1 protein-coding gene is annotated in these 21,364 nt (G+C 71.6%); it reads left to right on the top strand.

Annotated elements, in window-relative coordinates; all coding sequences use genetic code 11:
* Positions 1-5: 5 nt before the first annotated feature.
* The gene (locus tag NV348_RS07315) at positions 6-21,323 is read left to right on the top strand and encodes an SDR family NAD(P)-dependent oxidoreductase (RefSeq protein ID WP_447146328.1); all 21,318 of its coding nucleotides are present in this window, start codon (positions 6-8) and stop codon (positions 21,321-21,323) included.
* Positions 21,324-21,364: the final 41 nt, after the last annotated feature.

Below are 21,364 nucleotides of genomic sequence, written 5' to 3'. Positions count from 1 at the left end.
CGGCGATGACGAAGCCCGACACCAACATTCAGAAACTCGCCGACGCACTCCGGGTCTCGCTCAAGGAGACCGAGCGGCTGCGCGCCCGCAACCGCAAGCTCGACGCCGCCCTGCGTGAGCCGATCGCGATCGTGGGCATGGCCTGCCGGTACCCCGGTGGCGTCGGCTCGCCCGAAGACCTCTGGCGGCTGGTCGCCGACGGAGTGGACGCCGCCTCGGAGTTCCCGGTGAATCGTGGCTGGGACGCCGAGCGCCTCTACGACCACACCGGCGAGACGCCGAACAGCGTCTACACCCGCGAGGGCGGCTTCCTGCATTCCGCGGGCGAGTTCGATCCGGCGTTCTTCGGCATCAGCCCGAAGGAGGCCGCGACGATGGACCCGCAGCAGTTCCTGCTGCTGGAGACATCCTGGGAAGCCTTCGAACGGGCCGGGCTCGATCCCGGTGCGCTGCGCGGCAGCAGCACCGGCGTCTACGTCGGCATGATGTATCACGACTATCCGGCCAACGCGAACTCCGGCGCCGTCGCGTCCGGGCGGATCTCCTATGTCCTCGGCCTGGAGGGGCCGTCGGTCACGGTGGACACCGCGTGCTCGTCGTCGCTGGTGGCGATGCACTCGGCCGCCCAGGCCCTGCGGTCGGGCGAGTGCGATCTGGCGCTGGCCGGTGGCGTGGCGGTGATGGCGACCCCCGAGACACTGATCGAGTTCAGCAGGCAGCGCGGCATCTCGCCGGACGGGCGCTGCAAGGCGTTCGCCGAGTCCGCCGACGGTGTCGGCTGGGCCGAGGGCGCGGGCATGCTGGTGCTGGAACGGCTGTCCGACGCCCAGCGCAACGGTCATCAGGTGCTCGCGGTGATCGCCGGATCGGCGGTGAACCAGGACGGCGCGTCGAACGGCTTGACCGCCCCGAACGGTCCCGCGCAGCGGCGGGTCATCCGCCAGGCGCTGACCAACGCGGGCATCACGGCGCGCGAGGTCGACGTCGTCGAAGCCCACGGCACCGGAACGACATTGGGCGACCCGATCGAGGCCCAGGCCCTGCTGGCCACCTACGGCCAGGACCACGACGCGGACCGGCCGCTGTGGCTGGGCTCGCTGAAATCCAATATCGGGCACTCGCAGGCCGCGGCCGGTGTGGGTGGCGTGATCAAGATGGTCATGGCGATGCGCCACGGCGTGCTACCCAAGACCCTGCACGTGGATCAGCCCAGCACCAAGGTCGATTGGTCCACCGGGCACGTGCGGTTGCTGACCGAAGCGATGCCGTGGCCTGCGGTGGACCGGCCGCGCCGGGCCGGTGTGTCCTCGTTCGGCGTCGCGGGCACCAATGTGCACCTCGTCCTGGAACAGGCACCGCCGGTGCCGGACCAGGACGAGCCCGCTCCGGTCGACGGTGTGCTGCCGTGGGTGCTGTCGGCCCGCAGCGGTGCGGCACTGGCCGATCAGGCCGCGCGCCTGGCGACCGTGGCGCCCGCATGGGATCCGTGCGACGTCGCCTTCTCACTGACCTCGACCCGCGGCGTTTTCGAGCATCGGGCCGTGGTGCTCGGCGAAGACCGCGCCGCACTGCTGGCCGGCGTGCGGGCGCTGGCCGCGGACACGCGGGTGCCCGGCGTGGTGACCGGCCGGGCCGTGCCAGGTACGACCGGCGTGTTGTTCACCGGGCAGGGCTCGCAGTGGACGGGCATGGCCGACGGACTCCGCGCCTACCCGGTGTTCGCCGAGCACTTCGACGCGATCGTCGCCCAGCTGGATCCGCTGCTGGCACAACCGGAGTCGCTGCGCACCGCGCTGTACGACGAGACCCTGCTCGACCAGACGGTGTTCACGCAGGCCGGTGTCTTCGCGTTCGAGGTGGCGCTGTTCCGGCTGCTCGAATCCTGGGGTCTGCGCGCCGATGTGGTGGCCGGTCACTCGATCGGCGAGGTAGCGGCCGCGCATGTGGCCGGGGTGATGTCGCTCGACGACGCGTGCGTGCTCGTGGCCGCGCGCGCCCGGATGATGCAGGCGGTGCCCCCGGGCGGGGCGATGGTCGCGGTGGGCGCGGCCGAAGCCGAGGTGCTGCCGTTGCTGACCGACGGGGTATCCATCGCGGCGGTCAACGGCCCGTCGTCGGTGGTGCTCTCCGGTGTCGAGGACGCGGTTCTCGCCGCCACGGCCGCCTGCGCCGAGCGCGGGTGGCGCACGCACCGGCTGCGGATCTCGATCGCGTCGCATTCGGCGCTGATGGATCCCATGCTGGCCGAATTCGATTCGGTGGTGCGCGGTCTGACGTTCTCGCGGCCCAGCATCGCGCTGGTGTCGTCGGTGACCGGCGCGCGCGTTACCGACGAGATGACGGACCCGGCGTACTGGCCCGGCCAGGTGCGGGGCACGGTGCGCTTCGCGGACGCGGTCGCCACCATGTCGGCGCTCGGGGTGGTCCGGTTCGCCGAGGTCGGGCCCGATGCGGTGCTGACCCCGATGGTGACGCAGGTCGTCGACGATCCGGCGGCGGAATCCGATGTCACGGTGGTGGTGCCGATGGCACGCAAAGGCCAGGCCGACGCGTCGTCGGTGCTGGCCGGAGTCGCCGGGCTGTTCGTGTCCGGCGCCGAGATGGCGTGGACCGGGCCGGTCGTCGGCGCGCGGCGAGTCGACTTGCCCACCTACGCTTTTCAGCACGAACGGTTCTGGCTCGACGCCAAGCAGGTGATCGCCGAGTCGTGGCTGGGCGCCGACCTCAGCGGTGCCACCTCTGTCGGCCTCGAGATCGCCGATCACCCCCTGCTCGGTGCCGTGGTGGCCCATCCGGACTCGGGCGCCGTGAGTTTCACCGGCCGGTGGTCGGTGGACTCGGTGCGATGGCTGGCCGACCACAGCGTGTTCGGCGTGATGCTGCTGCCGGGCACCGGCTATGTCGAATTGGCCTGCTACGTAGGCGGTCTGGTCGGCTGCCCCGTGGTCGACGAGCTCGTCCTGCACACCCCGCTCACCCTGCCCGCGCAGGGCAGCGTCTCCGTACAGGTGGTGGTGGCCGACGCCGACGCGGCCGGTCGCCGCCGGCTCAGTGTGCACTCGCGCCAGATCGCGGGTGGGCCGTGGTCGATCCACGCCGAAGGCGTCCTCGCCCCGGACGAGTCCGAAGCCGGCTTCGACCTCATCGCGTGGCCGCCCGCGGGTGCCCAGCCGCTGGCCATCGAGGGCGCCTACGACGAACTGCTGGAAGCGGGTTACGAGTACGGGCCGTTCTTCCAGGGTCTGCAGGCCGCGTGGCAGCGCGGTGACGAATTGTTCGCCGAGGTCGCGCTGCCCGATCGCCGCGACGCCGACGGCTTCCTGATCCATCCGGCGCTGTTCGACTCGGCGTTGCACGTCGGCATCGTCGAGGCCCGGCGGCGCGGCGAAGTCGCCGCGCCGGAACTGCCTTTCACCTGGAACCGGGTGGTATCGCACGCGAGTGGCGCGGCGTCGGTCCGCGTGCGCATCGTGCGGGGGGCCGGTAGTCATTCCATGCAGGTCGCCGACGAGCAGGGGCTGCCCGTGCTGTCGGTGGGCGCGCTGGTCTCGCGGCCGGTGTCCGCGGAACGCCTCGGCGCCGACCAGATCTCGGAAGCCCTGTTCGGCATCGACTGGGTCGGTGTGCCGCTGCCCGCCACCGAGCCGGGCCGGGTGACGGTGCTCGGCGCCGGAAGCGCCGACGGCGTACGGCGTTTCGACGATCTCGCGGCGTTGCTCGCCGACCTGGACACCGCCGAGGACCCGGCGGTTCCCGAGGTCGTGCTGTACGAATGCGCCCACTACGACGACGCACCGCCGGTGGCCGTGCGCGCGGCGATCACCGCCGCCCTCGACACCGTGCAGCGCTGGCTGGCCGACCCGCGCCTGGCCGCCGCGCGGCTGGTGGTGCTCACCAGGAACGCCGTCACGATCGGTGCGACCGATCACGTCGACCTGGCCCACGCGCCGGTCTGGGGCCTGCTGCGCGCGGCGCAGGCCGAACACCCCGGCCGATTCCAGCTGCTCGACCTGGACGGCGACTACGACCCGGCGGCCGTCGCGGCGGCGAGTGTCGCCGGGGAACCGGAAGCGGCCCTGCGCGGCACGACCCTGCTCGTGCCCCGGATGACCCGCCACGCGCCCGGTGCGATCGCGCGCCCGATCGAGTCGGGCACGGTGCTGGTCACCGGTGGCACCAGCGGCATCGGCGCGGTGATCGCCCGGCATCTGGTGGCCGTGCACGGCGTCCGTCACCTGCTGCTGACCTCCCGCCGCGGCCAGGACGCGCCCGGAGTCGCCGAGTTGCGCGCCGAACTCCTCGAGCTCGGCGCTCAGGTCACCGTCGCCGCGTGCGATGTGTCCGACCGGGCCGCGCTGACCGCGCTGCTCGAGTCGGTCCCCGCCGAGCAGCCCCTGGTGGGCGTGGTGCATTCCGCCGCGACCGCCGACCACGGCGTGATCGAGGCGATGACGCCGGACCGGTTCGACCGGGTGTTCCGGCCCAAGGTCGACGCGGCCTGGCACCTGCACGAACTCACCCGCGATCAGCCGCTGTCGCTGTTCGTGCTGCTCGGCTCCGTCGGCGGGCTGGTCCTGACCGCGGGCCAGGCCAACTACGCCGCGGCGAACGTCTTCCTCGACGCGCTGGCGGCCCATCGCCGCACCGCCGGACTGCCCGCGACCTCGGTCGACTACGGCCTGTGGGTGCGCACCAGCGGGCTGGGCGCCGATCTGTCCGAGGACGACTTCGACCGGATGCGCAGGCAGGGCTTCCCGCCGCTGTCCGAGACCGACGGTCTCGCCCTGTTCGACGCGGCCATCGCGACCGAGGCGGCCCAGCTGGTGGCGCTGCGCGTCGACCCGGCCGTGCTGCGGTCCCGGGGCGAGCAGCTCCCGGCCCTGCTCCGCGGCATCGCGCCGATCCCGGTGCGCCGCGCCAATACCCGCAGTACCGCGGGCCGGGCCTTCGCCCAGAAGCTGGCCGGTCTCGCCGAAGCCGACCGGCACGCCACCCTGCTCACCCTCGTCCAGACCGTGGCGGCCGAGGTCCTCGGCCATGCCACGGCCGAGGCGGTGGAATCCCATCAGGCCTTCCAACAACTCGGTTTCGACTCGCTCGGCGCGGTCGAGTTCCGCAACAAACTCAACGCGGCGACCGGTCTGCGGCTGCCCGCCACCCTCATCTTCGATCACCCCACGCCGCAGGCGGTCGCCGAGTTCGTCGACGCCCAGCTCACCGGCGTTGTGGCGGAGGTCGCGGTCACCGCGGCCCGGACGGTCGACGCCGAGCCGATTGCGGTGGTCGCGATGGGCTGCCGCTACCCGGGCGAGGTCACCTCGCCCGAAGATCTGTGGCGACTGGTCGTTTCGGGCGGTCACGCCACCGGCGGGCTGCCCGCCGATCGCGGCTGGGACCTGGACGGCATCTACGATCCCGAGCCGGGCAAGGCGGGCAAGACCTACACCCGGCAGGGCGGATTCCTCTATTCCGCGGGTGAATTCGATGCCGACTTCTTCGGGATCAGCCCGAACGAGGCCTTGACGATGGACCCGCAGCAGCGCGTGCTGCTCGAGGTGTCCTGGGAGGCGCTCGAACGCGCCGGTCTGGACCCGGCGGGCCTGCGTGGCAGCGCCACCGGCGTGTTCACCGGGGTGATGTACCACGACTACGCGCAGGGCGCGGGCACCGGCAACAGCGCGGGCGGCAGCCTGGTCTCCGGCCGGGTGTCGTATGTGTTCGGGCTGGAAGGGCCCGCAGTCACGGTCGATACGGCGTGCTCGTCGTCGCTGGTGGCCGTGCATCTGGCCGCGCAGTCGCTGCGGTCGGGGGAGTGTGACCTGGCCCTGGCCGGTGGTGTGGCGGTGATGTCGACACCGGACATGTTCCTCGAGTTCAGCCGTCAGCGTGGCTTGTCGCCGGACGGGCGGTGCCGGTCGTTCGCCGATTCCGCCGACGGTGTCGCCTGGGCCGAAGGCGCCGGTGTGCTGGTGCTGGAGCGGCTGTCCGACGCGCAGCGCAACGGTCACCAGGTGCTCGGGGTGATCACCGGATCGGCGGTCAATCAGGACGGCGCCTCGAACGGCTGGACGGCGCCGAACGGCCCGTCGCAGCGGCGGGTCATCCGCCAAGCCCTCGCCAATGCCGGGGTCTCGCCCGTCGAGGTCGATGCCGTCGAAGCGCATGGCACCGGAACGACGTTGGGCGATCCGATCGAAGCCCAGGCCCTGCTGGCGACCTATGGCCAGGATCGTGCCGAGGATCGTCCGCTGTGGCTGGGCTCGCTGAAGTCCAATATCGGTCACGCCCAGGCCGCCGCCGGTGTGGGTGGCGTGATCAAGATGATCATGGCGATGCGGCACGGGGTACTGCCCCAGACGCTGCATGTGGACCGGCCGAGTACGAAGGTCGATTGGTCCGAGGGCCACATTCGGCTGCTGACCGAACCGACGCCGTGGCCCGCGCTGGATCGGCCGCGTCGCGCCGGTGTGTCCTCCTTCGGGCTCAGCGGCACCAACGCGCACCTCATCATCGAGCAGGCCCCGGCCGCGGCACCTGCCGCGGCGGTGGAGACGTCCGTTCCGGCCGGTGGCGTGCTGCCGTGGGTGCTGTCCGCGCGGACCGGTGCGGCGCTCGGCGAGCAGGCGGTGAACCTGGCTTCCCATGTGACAGAACATGACTCGGAGGCGGTCGACGTCGGCCTGTCGCTGGTGACGGCGCGGGTCGCGTTCGACCATCGGGCAGTGGTGCTGGCGGCCGATCGGGCAGGTCTGCTCGCCGGTGTCCAGGCCCTGGCGAATGCCGAAACCGTGCCGGGTGTCGTGACCGGCCGCGTGATGGCCGGTCGGACGGGTGTGGTGTTCTCCGGTCAGGGTGCGCAGTGGGCCGGAATGGCCGCCGGGCTGCGCGCGTTCCCGGTGTTTGCCGAGCACTTCGACCGGATTGTCGCCCAGCTGGAACCGATGCTCGGACAGTCTGTTTCGCTGGCGGAGGCGCTGACCGACGAGGCGCGGATCGATGCGACGGTGTTCGCGCAGGCGGGGTTGTTCGCCTTCGAGGTGGCGCTGTTCCGGTTGCTCGAGTCCTGGGGTGTGCGGGTCGATGTGGTGGCCGGTCATTCGATCGGCGAGATCGCGGCCGCCCAGGTGGCGGGCGTGCTGTCACTCGATGACGCGTGTGTGCTGGTCGCCGCACGTGGCCGGTTGATGCAGGCGTTGCCCGCCGGCGGCGCGATGGTCGCCGTGGGTGCGCCGGAAGCCGACGTACTGCCGTTGCTGGTCGAGGGCGTGTCGATCGCGGCGGTGAACGGTCCGTCGTCGGTGGTGCTCTCGGGTGTCGGGGAGGCCGTCGAGGCCGTGGCCGAGGTATGCGCCGAGCGTGGTTGGCGCACACACCGATTGCGGGTCTCGCACGCCTTCCACTCGGCCCTGATGGAGCCGATGCTGGCCGAATTCGCCTCGGTCGTCGAGGGTTTGACCTTCGGTACCCCGAGCATCGCGCTGGTGTCGACGGTGACCGGCAACCGGGTCGACGACGAGATGATCGATCCGGCCTACTGGGTCGGCCAGGTCCGCGACACCGTGCGCTTCGCGGACGCCGTCGCCACCATGGCCGCCTCGGGGGTGACGCGGTTCGCCGAGGTCGGACCCGACGCCGTGCTCGTGCCGATGATCACGCAGATCGTCGAGGACGGTGCCGTCGTAGCCACGGCCCGCCGGAACGACGCCGACGCCGACGCGGTGCTGCGCGCGGTCGCCGGGTTGTACGTCACCGGCGCCGAGGTCGACTGGGCCGCCCTGTACGCGGGAACCGGTGCCCGTCGAATCGATCTGCCCACCTACGCTTTCCAGCGACGCCGCTACTGGCTGACCGAAGGCACGACCGGAACCGGCGCCAGGGCTCTGGGGCTCGTCGCCACCGGACATCCGCTCGCGTCGGTGGTCGTCTCGCAGCCGGACTCCGACGCGGTGACCCTCACCGGCCGCCTCTCGACCGAGTCGCAGCCGTGGATCGCCGATCACCGGGTCATGGACACCGTGTTGTTCCCCGGCACCGGATTCGTCGAACTCGCCCTGCACGCGGGCGACCAGGTCGGCTGCTCGACCCTGGATGAACTGGCACTGCGGGCGCCACTGGCACTGACGGAGTCCGGCGGACTCGCGGTACGGGTCGTCGTCGACGCGCAGGACACGGCGGGCCGACGTGCGGTGCGGATCTTCTCCCGCCCCGATGACGACGCGGACTCGGCGGCCTGGACCCTCAATGCCGAAGGCGTCCTCGCGGCGGACAGCGACAGCGCCCCGGCGGCAATCGCCCAGTGGCCGCCCGCCGACGCGACCCCGCTCGCGGTCGAGGGTGTCTACGACGACCTGGACGAGCAGGGCTACCACTACGGTCCGATGTTCCAGGCCCTGCGCTCGGCCTGGCGCGGCACCGACGGTCTGCTCTACGCCGAGGTCGAACTGCCCGAGGAGGCCAGGACCGAGGCCCAGCGATTCGGCCTGCACCCGGCCCTGCTGGACGCGGCCCTGCACGCCCTGCGGCTGGCCGGCGACGCCACCGTGTCGGGCAGCGCGCTGGCCCTGCCGTTCGAGTGGTCCGGGGTGAGCGTGCACGCGAGCGGCGCGGACGCGCTGCGCGTGCGGCTCACCCGGATCGGCGACCACGGAGTCGCGCTGGACCTGACCGACCCGACCGGTGCCCCCGTCGCGACGGTGCGGCACCTGGCATCACGGCCGATCGATCCCGCGCAGCTCACGACCGGGACATCCGTCGTCCCGAATGCGCTCTTCCAGGTCGAGTGGTCCCCGATCCCGGTGTCCGACACCGAGATCGATGCGGTGTCGTTGGCCGAACTCGGCGAGCAGGTACCCGCCGCGGTGATTCTGGACAGCCCGAGTGGCACTGATCCCGACGCGGTACGCGCCGCCACGCATGCCGTGCTCGACGTACTGCGAGTCTGGGGCGCCGATGCGCGCTACGCCGATTCGGTGCTGGTCGTCCGGACCAGCGGTGCGGTCGCGGTGGCGGGCGAGGGCATCACGAACCTCGCGGGTGCCGCGGTCGGTGGCCTGGTGCGCGCCGCCCAAGCCGAGAGCCCGGGCCGGATCGTCCTGATCGACACCGATTCGGCGGACGTCGACGCTGCCGTCGGTGGGATTCTGGCTACGGCCGAACCACAGGTGGCGGTCCGTGGTGGGGTAGTGCACGCGGCACGTCTCACGCGAATCTCCGCTCCGGCACACACTTCGGCGGAATCGGAATCGTTCGGTGCCGAGGAGACCGTGCTGCTCACCGGTGCGAGCGGTGCATTGGGCGGGTTGTTCGCCCGGCATCTGGTCGAACGGCATGGTGTCCGTCGACTGCTGTTGCTGAGCAGGCGGGGCGAGTCCGGTCCGGGTGCCGCCGAATTGCGGGCGTCGCTGGAGGATTCGGGTGCCGAGGTCGTGTTCGTCGCGTGCGATGTCGCCGATCGTGTGGCGCTGGCCGCCGTGCTCGCCGATATTCCGGCGGCGCGACCGCTGTCCGGTGTGTTCCACCTCGCCGGTGTTCTCGATGACGGTGCGATCGGCTCGTTGACTCCGGACCGCATGGATACCGTGCTGCGGCCGAAGGTCGACGCGGCCGTGCACCTGCACGAGCTGACCGCCGAGCTGCCGGTGAAGGCGTTCGTGCTGTTCAGCTCGGTGGCCGGTGCCTTCGGCCATGCCGGGCAGGGCAACTACGGCGCGGCCAACGCCTTCCTGGACGCGCTCGCCACCCACCGTCGGTCCGCCGGTCTGGCCGGAATCTCGGTGGCGTGGGGTATGTGGGAAGCAGGTATGGCGGGCGAGCTCGGCGAGGTCGAGCGGCAGCGGATGGTGCGCTCGGGCCTGCTGCCGATGTCGGACGAACAGGGCGTCGCGCTGTTCGACGCCGTGACCGGAATCGATGTCGCCGCACCGCTGGTCGCCCGCCTGGACCTCGACGTGCTGCGCGGCCACGGCATGGCCCTGCCCGCGCTGTTCAGCGGTCTGATCTCGCAGCGCCGCAAGGCCGTCACCGGTACGGCGACGGCGCTGCGTACCCGGCTGGCGAGTACCCCGGACAGCGAACGGCCGGCCGTGCTGGTCGAGATCGTGCGCGGACAGGTCGCCGCGATCCTCGGGCATCAGAACCTGAACGCGATCGCGGCCGACAAGGCGTTCAGTGAACTGGGCTTCGACTCGCTCACGGCCATCGAATTCCGCAACGGCCTCAAAGCCGTGACGGGACTGCCGCTACCCGCCACCCTCGTCTTCGACTACCCGACACCGCAGGCCCTCGCCCAGTACCTGGCCGAGGAGTTCACCGGGACGGGCCGCGACATCGTGGTCACCGCGAGCCGGTCCGTCGGCGACGACCCGATCGCCGTGGTCGCGATGAGCTGCCGCTACCCCGGCGGCGTCGCCTCGCCCGAGGACCTGTGGGACCTGGTCACCTCGGGCACCGACACCAGCGGCGACCTGCCGGACGATCGCGGCTGGGACATCGACGGCATCTACGACCCCGTCCCCGGCACGCCGGGCAAGACCTACACCCGTCGCGGCGGTTTCCTCTACTCGGCGGCCGAGTTCGACGCCGAGTTCTTCGGGATCAGCCCGAACGAGGCCACCGCCATGGATCCGCAGCAGCGCTTGCTGCTGGAGGTGTCGTGGGAAGCGCTGGAACGCGCCGGGGTGAATCCGCCGGTGCTGCGCGGGAGCTCGACCGGTGTGTTCACCGGCGTGATGTACCACGACTACGCGCAGGGCAACGGCGGCAATGTCACCGGCAGTCTGGTGTCGGGCCGGATCGCCTACACCCTGGGACTGGAAGGTCCTGCGGTGTCGGTGGATACGGCGTGCTCGTCGTCGCTGGTGGCCATGCATCTCGCGGCGCAGTCGCTGCGCTCGGGCGAGTGCGATCTGGCCCTGGCCGGTGGTGTCGCGGTGATGGCGACGCCGGAGACGCTGATCGAGTTCAGTCGGCAGCGCGGGTTGTCGCCGGATGGACGGTGCAAGTCGTTCGCGGAGTCGGCCGACGGTGTGGCCTGGTCCGAAGGCGCGGGCGTGCTCGTGCTGGAGCGGCTGTCCGATGCCCGCCGCAACGGTCACCAGGTTCTCGCGGTGCTCGCGGGTTCGGCGGTGAACCAGGACGGCGCGTCCAACGGTCTGATGGCGCCCAATGGTCCCTCGCAGCGGCGGGTGATCCGGCAGGCCCTCGCCAATGCGGGCGTGTCCCCGGCCGAGGTCGACGCGGTCGAGGCCCACGGCACCGGAACGACATTGGGTGATCCGATCGAGGCGCAGGCCTTGCTGGCCACCTATGGCCAGGATCGTGCCGAGGATCGTCCGCTGTGGCTGGGCTCGTTGAAGTCCAATATCGGTCACGCTCAGGCCGCTGCCGGTGTGGGTGGCGTGATCAAGATGATCATGGCGATGCGGCACGGGGTACTGCCCCGCACCCTGCACGTGGATCAGCCCTCCACGAAGGTGGATTGGTCCGAGGGCGAGGTGCGGTTGCTGACCGAGCCGGTCGCGTGGCCGGAGGTGGATCGCCCGCGTCGGGCGGGTGTGTCCTCGTTCGGTATCAGCGGGACCAACGCCCACGTCATCGTCGAGGCGGCGCCGGTGGTGCCCGCGACCGCGGAGCCGGTGGCTCCCGTCGGCGGTGTGCTGCCGTGGGTGCTGTCGGCACGGAGCGAAGCGGCGCTCGCGGAGCAGGCGAGCCGCCTGGTGTCGCAGGTGACGGTGCGTGATTCGGCGGCGGTCGACGTCGGCTTCTCGCTGGTGACCTCGCGCGTCGGATTCGACCAGCGCGCCGTACTGCTGGCCGCCGACCGCGAAGGCCTGCTGGCCGGTGCCGCCTCGCTGGGTAGTGGCGAAGCACGCGCGGACGTGGTGACCGGGCGTGTACTGGCCGGTTCGACGGGTGTGGTGTTCTCCGGTCAGGGCGCGCAGTGGGCGGGAATGGCCACCGGGCTGCACGCGTATCCGGTGTTCGCCGAGCACTTCGATGCGATTGTCGCGCAGCTGGATCCGCTGCTCGAGCAGCCGGTGTCGCTGCGGGACGCGCTCGCCGATCCCGATCGGGTCGACGACACGGTGTACGCGCAGGCGGGGTTGTTCGCCTTCGAGGTGGCGCTGTTCCGGTTGCTCGAGTCCTGGGGTGTGCGGGTCGATGTGGTGGCCGGTCATTCGATCGGCGAGATCGCGGCCGCCCAGGTGGCGGGCGTGCTGTCACTCGATGACGCGTGCGTGCTGGTCGCCGCGCGTGGCCGGTTGATGCAGGCGCTCCCCGCGGGTGGGGCGATGGTGGCCGTCGGTGCCGCGGAATCAGAGGTGCTGCCGTTGCTGGTCGACGGGGTATCGATCGCGGCGGTGAACGGTCCGGCGTCGGTGGTGCTCTCCGGCATCGGCAATGCCGTCGAGACGGTGGTCGCGGCGTGCGCCGAGAAGGGCTGGCGCACACACCGATTGCGGGTCTCGCACGCCTTCCACTCGGCCCTGATGGAGCCGATGCTGGCCGAATTCGCCTCGGTCGTCGAGGGTTTGACCTTCGGTACCCCGAGCATCGCGCTGGTGTCGACGGTGACCGGTGACCGGGTCGGGGACGAGATGTCCGATCCGTCGTACTGGGTCGGCCAGGTTCGTGGCACCGTGCGCTTCGCCGACGCGGTAGCCACGATGACCGAGGCCGGCGTCACCCGGTTCGCCGAGGTCGGGCCGGATGCCGTGCTCGTCCCGATGATCAGCCAGATCGTCGAGACGTCCACGGACGCGACCACCACGATGGTGGCCCTGGCCCGCCGGGATCATGCCGACGCGCTCACCCTGTCGGCCGGACTGGCCGGGCTGTACGTGTCCGGTGCCGAGGTGGACTGGGCCGCGCTGTTCGCCGGAACCGGCGCGCGCCGCGTCGACCTGCCCACCTACGCCTTCCAGCGGCAGCGCTACTGGCTGAACGACGGCGCGGCCGGTGGTGACGCCCGTGCGCTCGGCTTCGTCGCCAGTGACCATCCGCTCGTGTCGGCGGTGGTCGCGCAGCCCGAGTCCGATGCCGTCGCGTTGAGCGGCAGGCTGTCGACGCGGACACAGCCCTGGTTGTGCGACCACGCTGTGCTGGACACGGTGCTGTTCCCCGGCACCGGGTTCGTCGAGCTCGCCTTGCGGGCGGGCGAGGAGGTCGGCTGCCCGACCCTGACGGAGCTGATCCTCCGCGCCCCGCTGACGCTGCCGGACTCGGCGGGCGTCGCGGTGCGGGTCGTCGTCGGTGCCGAGGACGAGCCGGGCCGACGCGCCGTGCGGATCTTCTCCCGTCCCGATAGCGACTCCCCCTCGTCGTGGACCTTGAATGCCGAAGGCGCGCTCGCGGCGGACAGTGACGCCGTGCCGGTGGACCTCACGCAGTGGCCCCCGACGGGTGCCACCGTGGTCGATCTCGACGGCGTCTACGACGCCCTCGACGAGCAGGGCTACCACTACGGACCGGTGTTCCGTGGGCTGACCGCCGTCTGGCGGGACAGCGATGCCCTCTACGCCGAACTCGCGCTGCCCGACCAGGCCCGCGCCGACGCGCAGCGGTTCGGCCTGCACCCGGCCCTGCTCGATGCCGCCCTGCACGCCTTGCGGGTCGCCGGTGATCTGCCGTCGGCGGGCACGGGTATCGCGCTGCCGTTCGAATGGTCGGGCGTCACCGTCCACGCGAACGGGGCCGACGCCCTGCGGGTTCGGCTCGTCCGGGTCGGTGCGCACGGGGTCGCCCTCGACCTCGCGGACGCGACCGGTGCGCCGGTCGCGACCGTGCGGCACCTGGCCTCCCGGCCGATCGACCCCGCACAGCTCACCACCGGCACCGACATCACCCGCTCGGCCCTGTTCCGGATCGCCTGGACGCCGATCTCGCTGCCGGACAACGAGATCGCCACGGCCTCGTGGCCGGACCTGGGTGCGCAGGTGCCTCCGGCGGTGCTCCTGGACTGCCCGGCGGGCACCGAACCCGCCGCCATCCACGGCGCGACCCGGGAAGTCCTCGGGGTACTCCAGTCCTGGATCGCCGAGCCCGCCTACGCGGAATCGGTGCTGATCGTCCGGACCAGCGGCGCGGTATCGGTCGCCGGAGAGGACATCACGAACCTGGCCGGTGCCGCGATCGGCGGTCTGGTGCGGTCCGCGCAGTCGGAGAATCCGGGCCGGATCATCCTGGTCGACACCGAGTCCGCACCCGATGCATTGCCGGACAGCGTGATCGGCGGGCTGTTGGTCGCGGGTGAACCGCAGGTGGCTGTGCGCGACGGTGCCGTGTACACCGCGCGCCTCGCCCGAACCTCCGCTCCGGCAGGCGCATCCGAAGGGGAAGCGCTGTTCGGTCCGGACGAGACCGTGCTGATCACCGGTGCGAGCGGTGCACTGGGTGGCCTGTTCGCCCGGCATCTGGTCGAAAGACATGATGCCCGTCGACTGCTGTTGCTGAGCAGAAGAGGAGAATCCGGTCTCGCCGAATTGCGGGCGGCGCTGGAGGATTCGGGTGCCGAGGTCTCGTTCGTCGCGTGCGATGTCGCCGATCGTGCGGCGCTGGCCACCGTGCTCGCCGATATCCCGGCGGCGCAGCCGTTGTCCGGTGTGTTCCACCTCGCCGGTGTCCTCGATGACGGTGCGATCGGTTCGCTGACCCCGGACCGGCTGGACACCGTCCTGCGGCCGAAGGTCGACGCGGCCGTGCACCTGCACGAGCTGACCGCCGAGCTACCGGTGAAGGCGTTCGTGCTGTTCAGCTCGGTCGCAGGCGCGTTCGGCAACCCCGGCCAGGGCAACTACGCCGCCGCCAACGCCGCTCTCGACGCGCTGGCCGCGCGCCGCCGCGCCGCAGGGCTGCCCGGGACGTCGCTGGCGTGGGGCATGTGGGACGGCGGCATGGCCGGTGCACTCGGCGAGGTCGACCGGCAGCGGATCGCCCGCTCGGGCATGCTGCCGCTGTCGCAGGAGCAGGGTCTGGCCCTCTTCGACGCCGCCACCCGCATCGACGCGGCCACGCTGGTGCTCGCGCGGGTGGACCTCGATGCCCTGCGCGGTGCCGGATTCGCCGCGCCCGCCCTGTTCACCGGCCTGATCCCGCAGCGCCGCAAGGCGGCCTCCGGTGCCGCCACGGCCTTGCGTACCCGGTTGGCGGGTACGCCCGACGGCGAACGTCCGGGTGTGCTCGTGGAGATCGTGCGCGGTCAGGTCGCGACGGTGCTCGGGCATCAGGACAGGAACGCGGTCGCGGCCGACCGGGCGTTCAGCGAACTGGGTTTCGACTCGATCACCGCGATCGAGTTCCGCAACTCCCTGAAAGCGGTGACGGGTCTGCCGTTGCCCGCCACGCTGGTGTTCGACTACCCGACGCCGCAGGCACTGGCCGACTATCTGGCCGCCGAGTTCGCCGGGACCGGTCGCGAGGTCGCGGTCACCGCGAGCAGGTCCGCCGACGGTGATCCGATCGCCGTCGTCGGTATGGCGTGCCGCTACCCCGGTGGCGTCACCTCGCCCGAGGACCTCTGGGACCTGGTCCGGCTCTGCGGGGACGCGGTCACGCCGCTGCCCACCGACCGCGGCTGGGACATCAGCGGCCTCTACGATCCGGAACCCGGTCGGGCGGGCAAGTCCTACACCCGCGAGGGCGGCTTCCTGCACACCGCCGCCGACTTCGACGCCGACTTCTTCGGCATCGGTCCCAACGAGGCGACGATGATGGACCCGCAGCAGCGACAGCTCCTGGAAACGACCTGGGAGGCACTCGAACGCGCCGGCGTCGATCCCGCTGTGCTGCGCGGCAGTTCGACCGGTGTGTTCACCGGCGTGATGTACCACGACTACGCGCAGGGCAACGGCGGCAATGCCACCGGCAGCCTCGTCTCGGGCCGGATCTCCTACACGCTCGGACTGGAAGGTCCTGCGGTGTCGGTGGATACGGCGTGCTCGTCGTCGCTGGTGGCCATGCATCTCGCGGCGCAGTCGCTGCGCTCGGGGGAATGCGATCTGGCGCTGGCCGGTGGTGTGGCCGTCATGGCGACTCCGGAGACCTTCGTGGAGTTCAGCCGTCAGCGTGGATTGTCTCCGGACGGGCGCTGTAAGTCGTTCGCGGACAATGCCGATGGGGTCGGCTGGTCCGAGGGCGCGGGTGTGCTCGTGCTGGAGCGGCTGTCCGATGCCCGCCGCAAGGGGCATCAGGTGCTGGCGGTGCTGGCGGGTTCGGCGGTGAATCAGGACGGTGCGTCCAACGGCTTCACCGCACCCAACGGACCCTCTCAGCGCCGGGTGATCAGGCAGGCCCTTGCCAATGCCGGCGTCTCCCCGGCCGAGGTGGATGTGGTCGAAGCGCATGGCACCGGAACGACGTTGGGTGATCCGATCGAGGCGCAGGCTTTGCTGGCGACCTATGGTCAGGATCGGGCCGAGGATCGTCCGCTGTGGTTGGGTTCGTTGAAGTCGAATATCGGTCACGCCCAGGCTGCTGCTGGTGTGGGTGGCGTGATCAAGATGATCATGGCGATGCGGCACGGGGTGCTGCCGCGCACGCTGCACGCGGATCAGCCCAGCACCAAGGTGGATTGGTCGCAGGGGAATGTGCGGTTGCTGACCGAGCAGGTCGAGTGGCCGGAGACGGATCGGCCGCGTCGCGCGGGTGTGTCGTCGTTCGGTATCAGTGGTACGAACGCGCATGTCATCGTGGAACAGGCACCGCAGGTGGCGGATTCGGCACCGGTGGAGCGGAGCGTCCCGGCGGGTGGACTCGTGCCGTGGGTGCTGTCGGCCCGCAGCGGTGCGGCGCTCACCGGCCAGGCCACCCGGCTGGCGGATCATGTGGCCGAGCACGGCCAGGACCCGCTCGACGTCGCGTTCTCGCTGGTCGCCACGCGCGGTTCGTTCGAGCATCGCGCGGTGGTCCTCGGTGACGGCCGGGACGGGCTGCTCGCGGGCACACGGGCATTGTCCGAGGGCGCTCCGGGCGTGGTGAGCGGCCGGGTGGTCGCGGGATCGACCGGTCTGGTGTTCTCCGGTCAGGGTGCGCAATGGGCGGGCATGGCCGCTGGACTCCGGGTGTATCCGGTGTTCGCCGAGCATTTCGACGACATCGTGGCTCGGCTGGAACCGCTGCTCGGACAGCCGGTGTCACTGTTCGATGCGCTGGCCGACGAGACTCTGGTCGATCGGACGGTGTTCGCGCAGGCGGGGTTGTTCGCCTTCGAGGTAGCGCTGTTCCGGTTGCTCGAGTCGTGGGGCGTGACGGCCGAGGTGGTGGCCGGTCACTCGATCGGCGAGATCGCGGCCGCCCAGGTGGCGGGCGTGCTGTCACTCGATGATGCCTGTGTGCTGGTCGCCGCGCGTGGCCGGTTGATGCAGGCGCTGCCCGCCGGTGGGGCGATGGTCGCGGTGGGCGCTTCGGAAGCGGACGTGGCGCCGTTGCTGACCGAGGGTGTGTCGATCGCGGCCGTCAACGGTCCATCGTCGGTGGTCCTCTCCGGTGCAGCGGAAGCGGTCCTGGCGGTGGTAGAGGTGTGCGCCGGGAACGGTTGGCGGACACACCGTCTGCGGGTCTCCCACGCGTTCCACTCGGCCCTGATGGAGCCGATGCTGGACGAATTCGCCGCGGTCGTAGCGGGTTTGACGTTCGAACGGCCGAGCATCGCGCTGGTGTCGACCGTGACCGGTGCCCGGGTCGGGGACGAGCTGTCCGATCCGTCGTACTGGGTGCGGCAGGTCGCGGCCACGGTGCGCTTCGCCGAGGCCGTCGGCACGATGTCGGAGCTGGGGGTGACCCGGTTCGCCGAAGTCGGGCCCGACGCCGTCCTGACGCCGATGGTCGCGCAGACCCTGGACACCGCGACCACCCTCGCGCTGACCAGGCGCGACAAGGCCGACCCCACGACCCTGGTGACCGGCCTGGCCCGGCTCCACGTCGCGGGTGGGACCGTCGACTGGGTGCGCTACCTGCGCGGCACCGGCGCGGCGCGAACGGAGTTGCCGACCTACGACTTCCAGCATCGGCGGTTCTGGGCCACCAGCCCGCTGGGGACCGGCGAGGCCGATACGCTGGGCCTGCGCTCCACCGAGCACGCCATGGTGGGTGCGCTGGTGGCGCAGCCGGAGAGCGGTGGCCTGCGGCTCACCGGCCGCCTGTCCACGGCGACCCATCCGTGGCTGGCCGACCACGATGTGCTCGGTGTGGTGCTGCTGCCCGGTACCGGGTTCGTCGAATTGGCCACGTACGCTGCCGATCTCGTCGACTGCCCGGAGCTGGCGGAACTCACGCTGCTGGCCCCGCTCGTCTTCGACGGGCACGCGGGCGCGCACATCCAGGTCATCGTCGGTGACGGCGACGAGCACGGTCACCGCAGGCTCGACGTCTACTCGCGTGGCGCCGACGACGATCCGTCGGTCCCGTGGACCCATCATGCGGAAGGCACGGTGCGGCCCGCCGCGGAGTCCGGCGAGCAGCCGGCCTGGACCGACTTCGCGCACTGGCCGCCCGCCGATGCCACCGAGGTCCGGCTGGACGGCGCCTACGCCGAACTCGCCGACCACGGCTACAACTACGGCCCCGCTTTCCAGGGACTGGAGTCGCTGTGGCGGCGCGGCGCGGATCTCTTCGCTGATGTCGTCCTGCCCGAACAGACCTCGGCGCAGGGCTACGGCGTGCACCCGGCACTGCTCGACGCGGCCATGCACGCGCTGTCGTTCGGGCTGCCGGAAGGCGTGGACGAGACCGCCGAGCGACCCACGCTCGTGCCCTTCGCGTGGTCGTCGGTGCGGGTGCACGCCGAAGGTGCTCGGCGGGTACGGGTTCGGCTGAGCTGGCTGAACCAGGGCACCGTCACGCTGACGATGGCCGATGCCGGTGGCGCGCCGTTGCTGTCGGTGGGGTCGCTGGCGCTGCGGCCGATGTCGGCCGAACTGCTGTCGGCACCGACCCGGTCCGCACGGGACGCCCGGTACGAGCTGAGCTGGCGACCCGGTCCGGCGCTCGGCGCGGCGGATTCGTCCTGGGCCGAATGGGATTCGCAGGAGGTGGCCCCCGTCGTCGTCCACCGGGTCCCGGTCGACGGTGTCGAGGTCCCGGACCGGCTGCGTGCCGCGCTGCACGGGACGCTCGGCGTCCTCCAGGAGTTCCTGGCCGACGAGAGTTACGCGGCAAGCACTCTGGCGCTGGTGACCGACAGTGCCGACGATCCCGCCGCGGCCGCGGTCTGGGGTCTGGTGCGCGCGGCGCAGGCCGAGAACCCCGGGCGGATCGTGCTGCTCGAGGCCGCCGCGGACCAGCCGACGCAACAGCTGGTCGCCGCCGCGCTGACCGGCGAAGCCGAACTGGCCGTGCGCGGGGACGGGACGTGGGTGCCGCGGCTCGTCCGCGCGGTCGCGCCGACGGCCGACCGGACGACACCGTGGGACCGCGAGCGGACCGTCCTGATCACCGGTGGCACCGGCGGGATCGGCCGCCTCGTCGCCGAGCACCTGGTGCTGGAACACGGTGTGCGGCACCTGCTGCTGGTCAGCAGGCGCGGGCCGGACGCCGCGGCGGGGGTCGTCGACGAACTGGCGGCGCTCGGTGCCGAAGTCCGCGTCGCCGCCTGCGATGTCACCGACCGGGACGCGGTCGGTGAGCTGCTCGCCTCGATCCCCGCGGCGCATCCGCTCGGCGCGATCGTGCACGCGGCAGGCGCCGCCTACAACGGCCTCGTCGACACCATGACACCGGAGCGGATCGACGTCTCCCTCGGTGCCAAGGCCGACGCCGCGTGGCATCTGCACGAGCTCACCCGCGACACCGAGCTGTCGGCCTTCGTGCTGATCTCCTCGGTGGCCGGGTCGATCCTGCCCGCCGGGCAGGGCGGTTACGCAGCGGCCAATGTGTTCCTCGACGCGCTCGCCGCGTACCGGCGCGGCGCCGGGCTGCCCGCCACCTCACTCGCCTACGGGCTGTGGGGCATCGATTCGGGCATGGGGCAGTGGCTCGGCGAGGCCGACCGGCAGCGGATGCGCCGCCAGGGCCTGCCGCCGCTGGCCGCGGACAAGGCGCTGGCCCTGTTCGATGCCGCGGTGGCGGCCGACCGCCCGGCGCAGGTCCTGGCCGAGATCGACCTGGCCGTCCTGCGGACCAGGGCGGCGGTGCCGCCGGTGCTCGGTGACCTGGTCCGGCGCGCCGGGCGCAGGCAGAGCAGCGGCGCACCCGACGCGGGCGCGGTGCGCAGGCAGTTGGCGCAGCTGTCCGAGGCCGAGCAGGAGCAGTGGCTCCAGACGCACATCCTCGAGACCGCCGCCCGGCTGCTCGGGCACGAGAGCGTCGACGCGCTCGACGCCGAGCGGGACTTCCTCGAATCCGGCTTCGACTCGCTGGCCGCCATGGAGCTGCGCACCACGCTCAACGCCTCCACCGGACTGACGCTGCCGACCGCCGCGATCTTCGACCAGAAGACCCCGGCGGGGCTGGCCCGGTACCTGCGCGCGGAACTCGCCGCGGTTACGCAGCCGGGGCAGCGATCGGGCACCGACGAGTCGCTGTACGGGATGTTCCGTGGCGCGGTGCAGAGTGGTCAGGCCCGCACCGGCTTCGCGCTGTTGCGGGTCGCGGCGCAGCTGCGGGAGCGGTTCGCCTCGGCGGCGGACCTGGACGAGCTGCCGGTGCCGACCCGGCTCGCGTCGGGTTCGGACCTGCCGCGGATCATCTGCATCAACCCGCCGCTGGCCACCGGTGGCGCGCACCAGTACGCCAGGGTCACCGCGCACCTGCGCACCGGCCGCGAGGTCGTGGTGCTGCCACCGATCGGCTTCGCGGCGGACGAGCCACTGCCCGCGACACCGGAGGCGGCACTGGAGACGCTGGCGTGCGGTGTGCTCGACGCCGCGCAGGGCGAGCCGTTCGTGCTGCTCGGGTACTCCTCGGGCGGCCTGCTGGCCTACCTCGTCACCGAGTATCTGGAGGCGGCGCAGGGTCCGGTGCCCGAGGGCGTCGCCATGATCGACACCTACCGGGTGCACGACGGTGGCGAATGGTTGCTGCGGGAGATGGCCGAGCACATGGTGTCGCGGGAAGCCGAGTTCGGCCGATTCGACGGCGCCCGGTTGTCCGGCATGGGCTGGTACGTCCAGCTGATGCAGGAGATGGTGCCCGGGTCCGTCACCACCCCGGCCCTGCTCGTCCAGTGCGCGCAGTCGTTCCTGGCGAGCCCGGCCGAGCGGCCGGACTGGCAGGCCGGGGCCTGGGATCCGGCACACACGGTGGTGCCGGTCGAGGCCGACCACTTCACCATCCTGGAGGGCGGCTCGGCCGACGCCGCCGCCGCGATCGAGGACTGGCTGGAGTCCTGAACCGCGCGGCCGGGTGAGCAGCCCGCTCACCCGGCCGCGCG

This window comes from Nocardia fodinahabitans, from assembly GCF_052983615.1.
The sequence above is the reverse complement of the archived record's forward strand: the minus strand, read 5'-3'. Positions and strand labels throughout refer to the sequence as shown.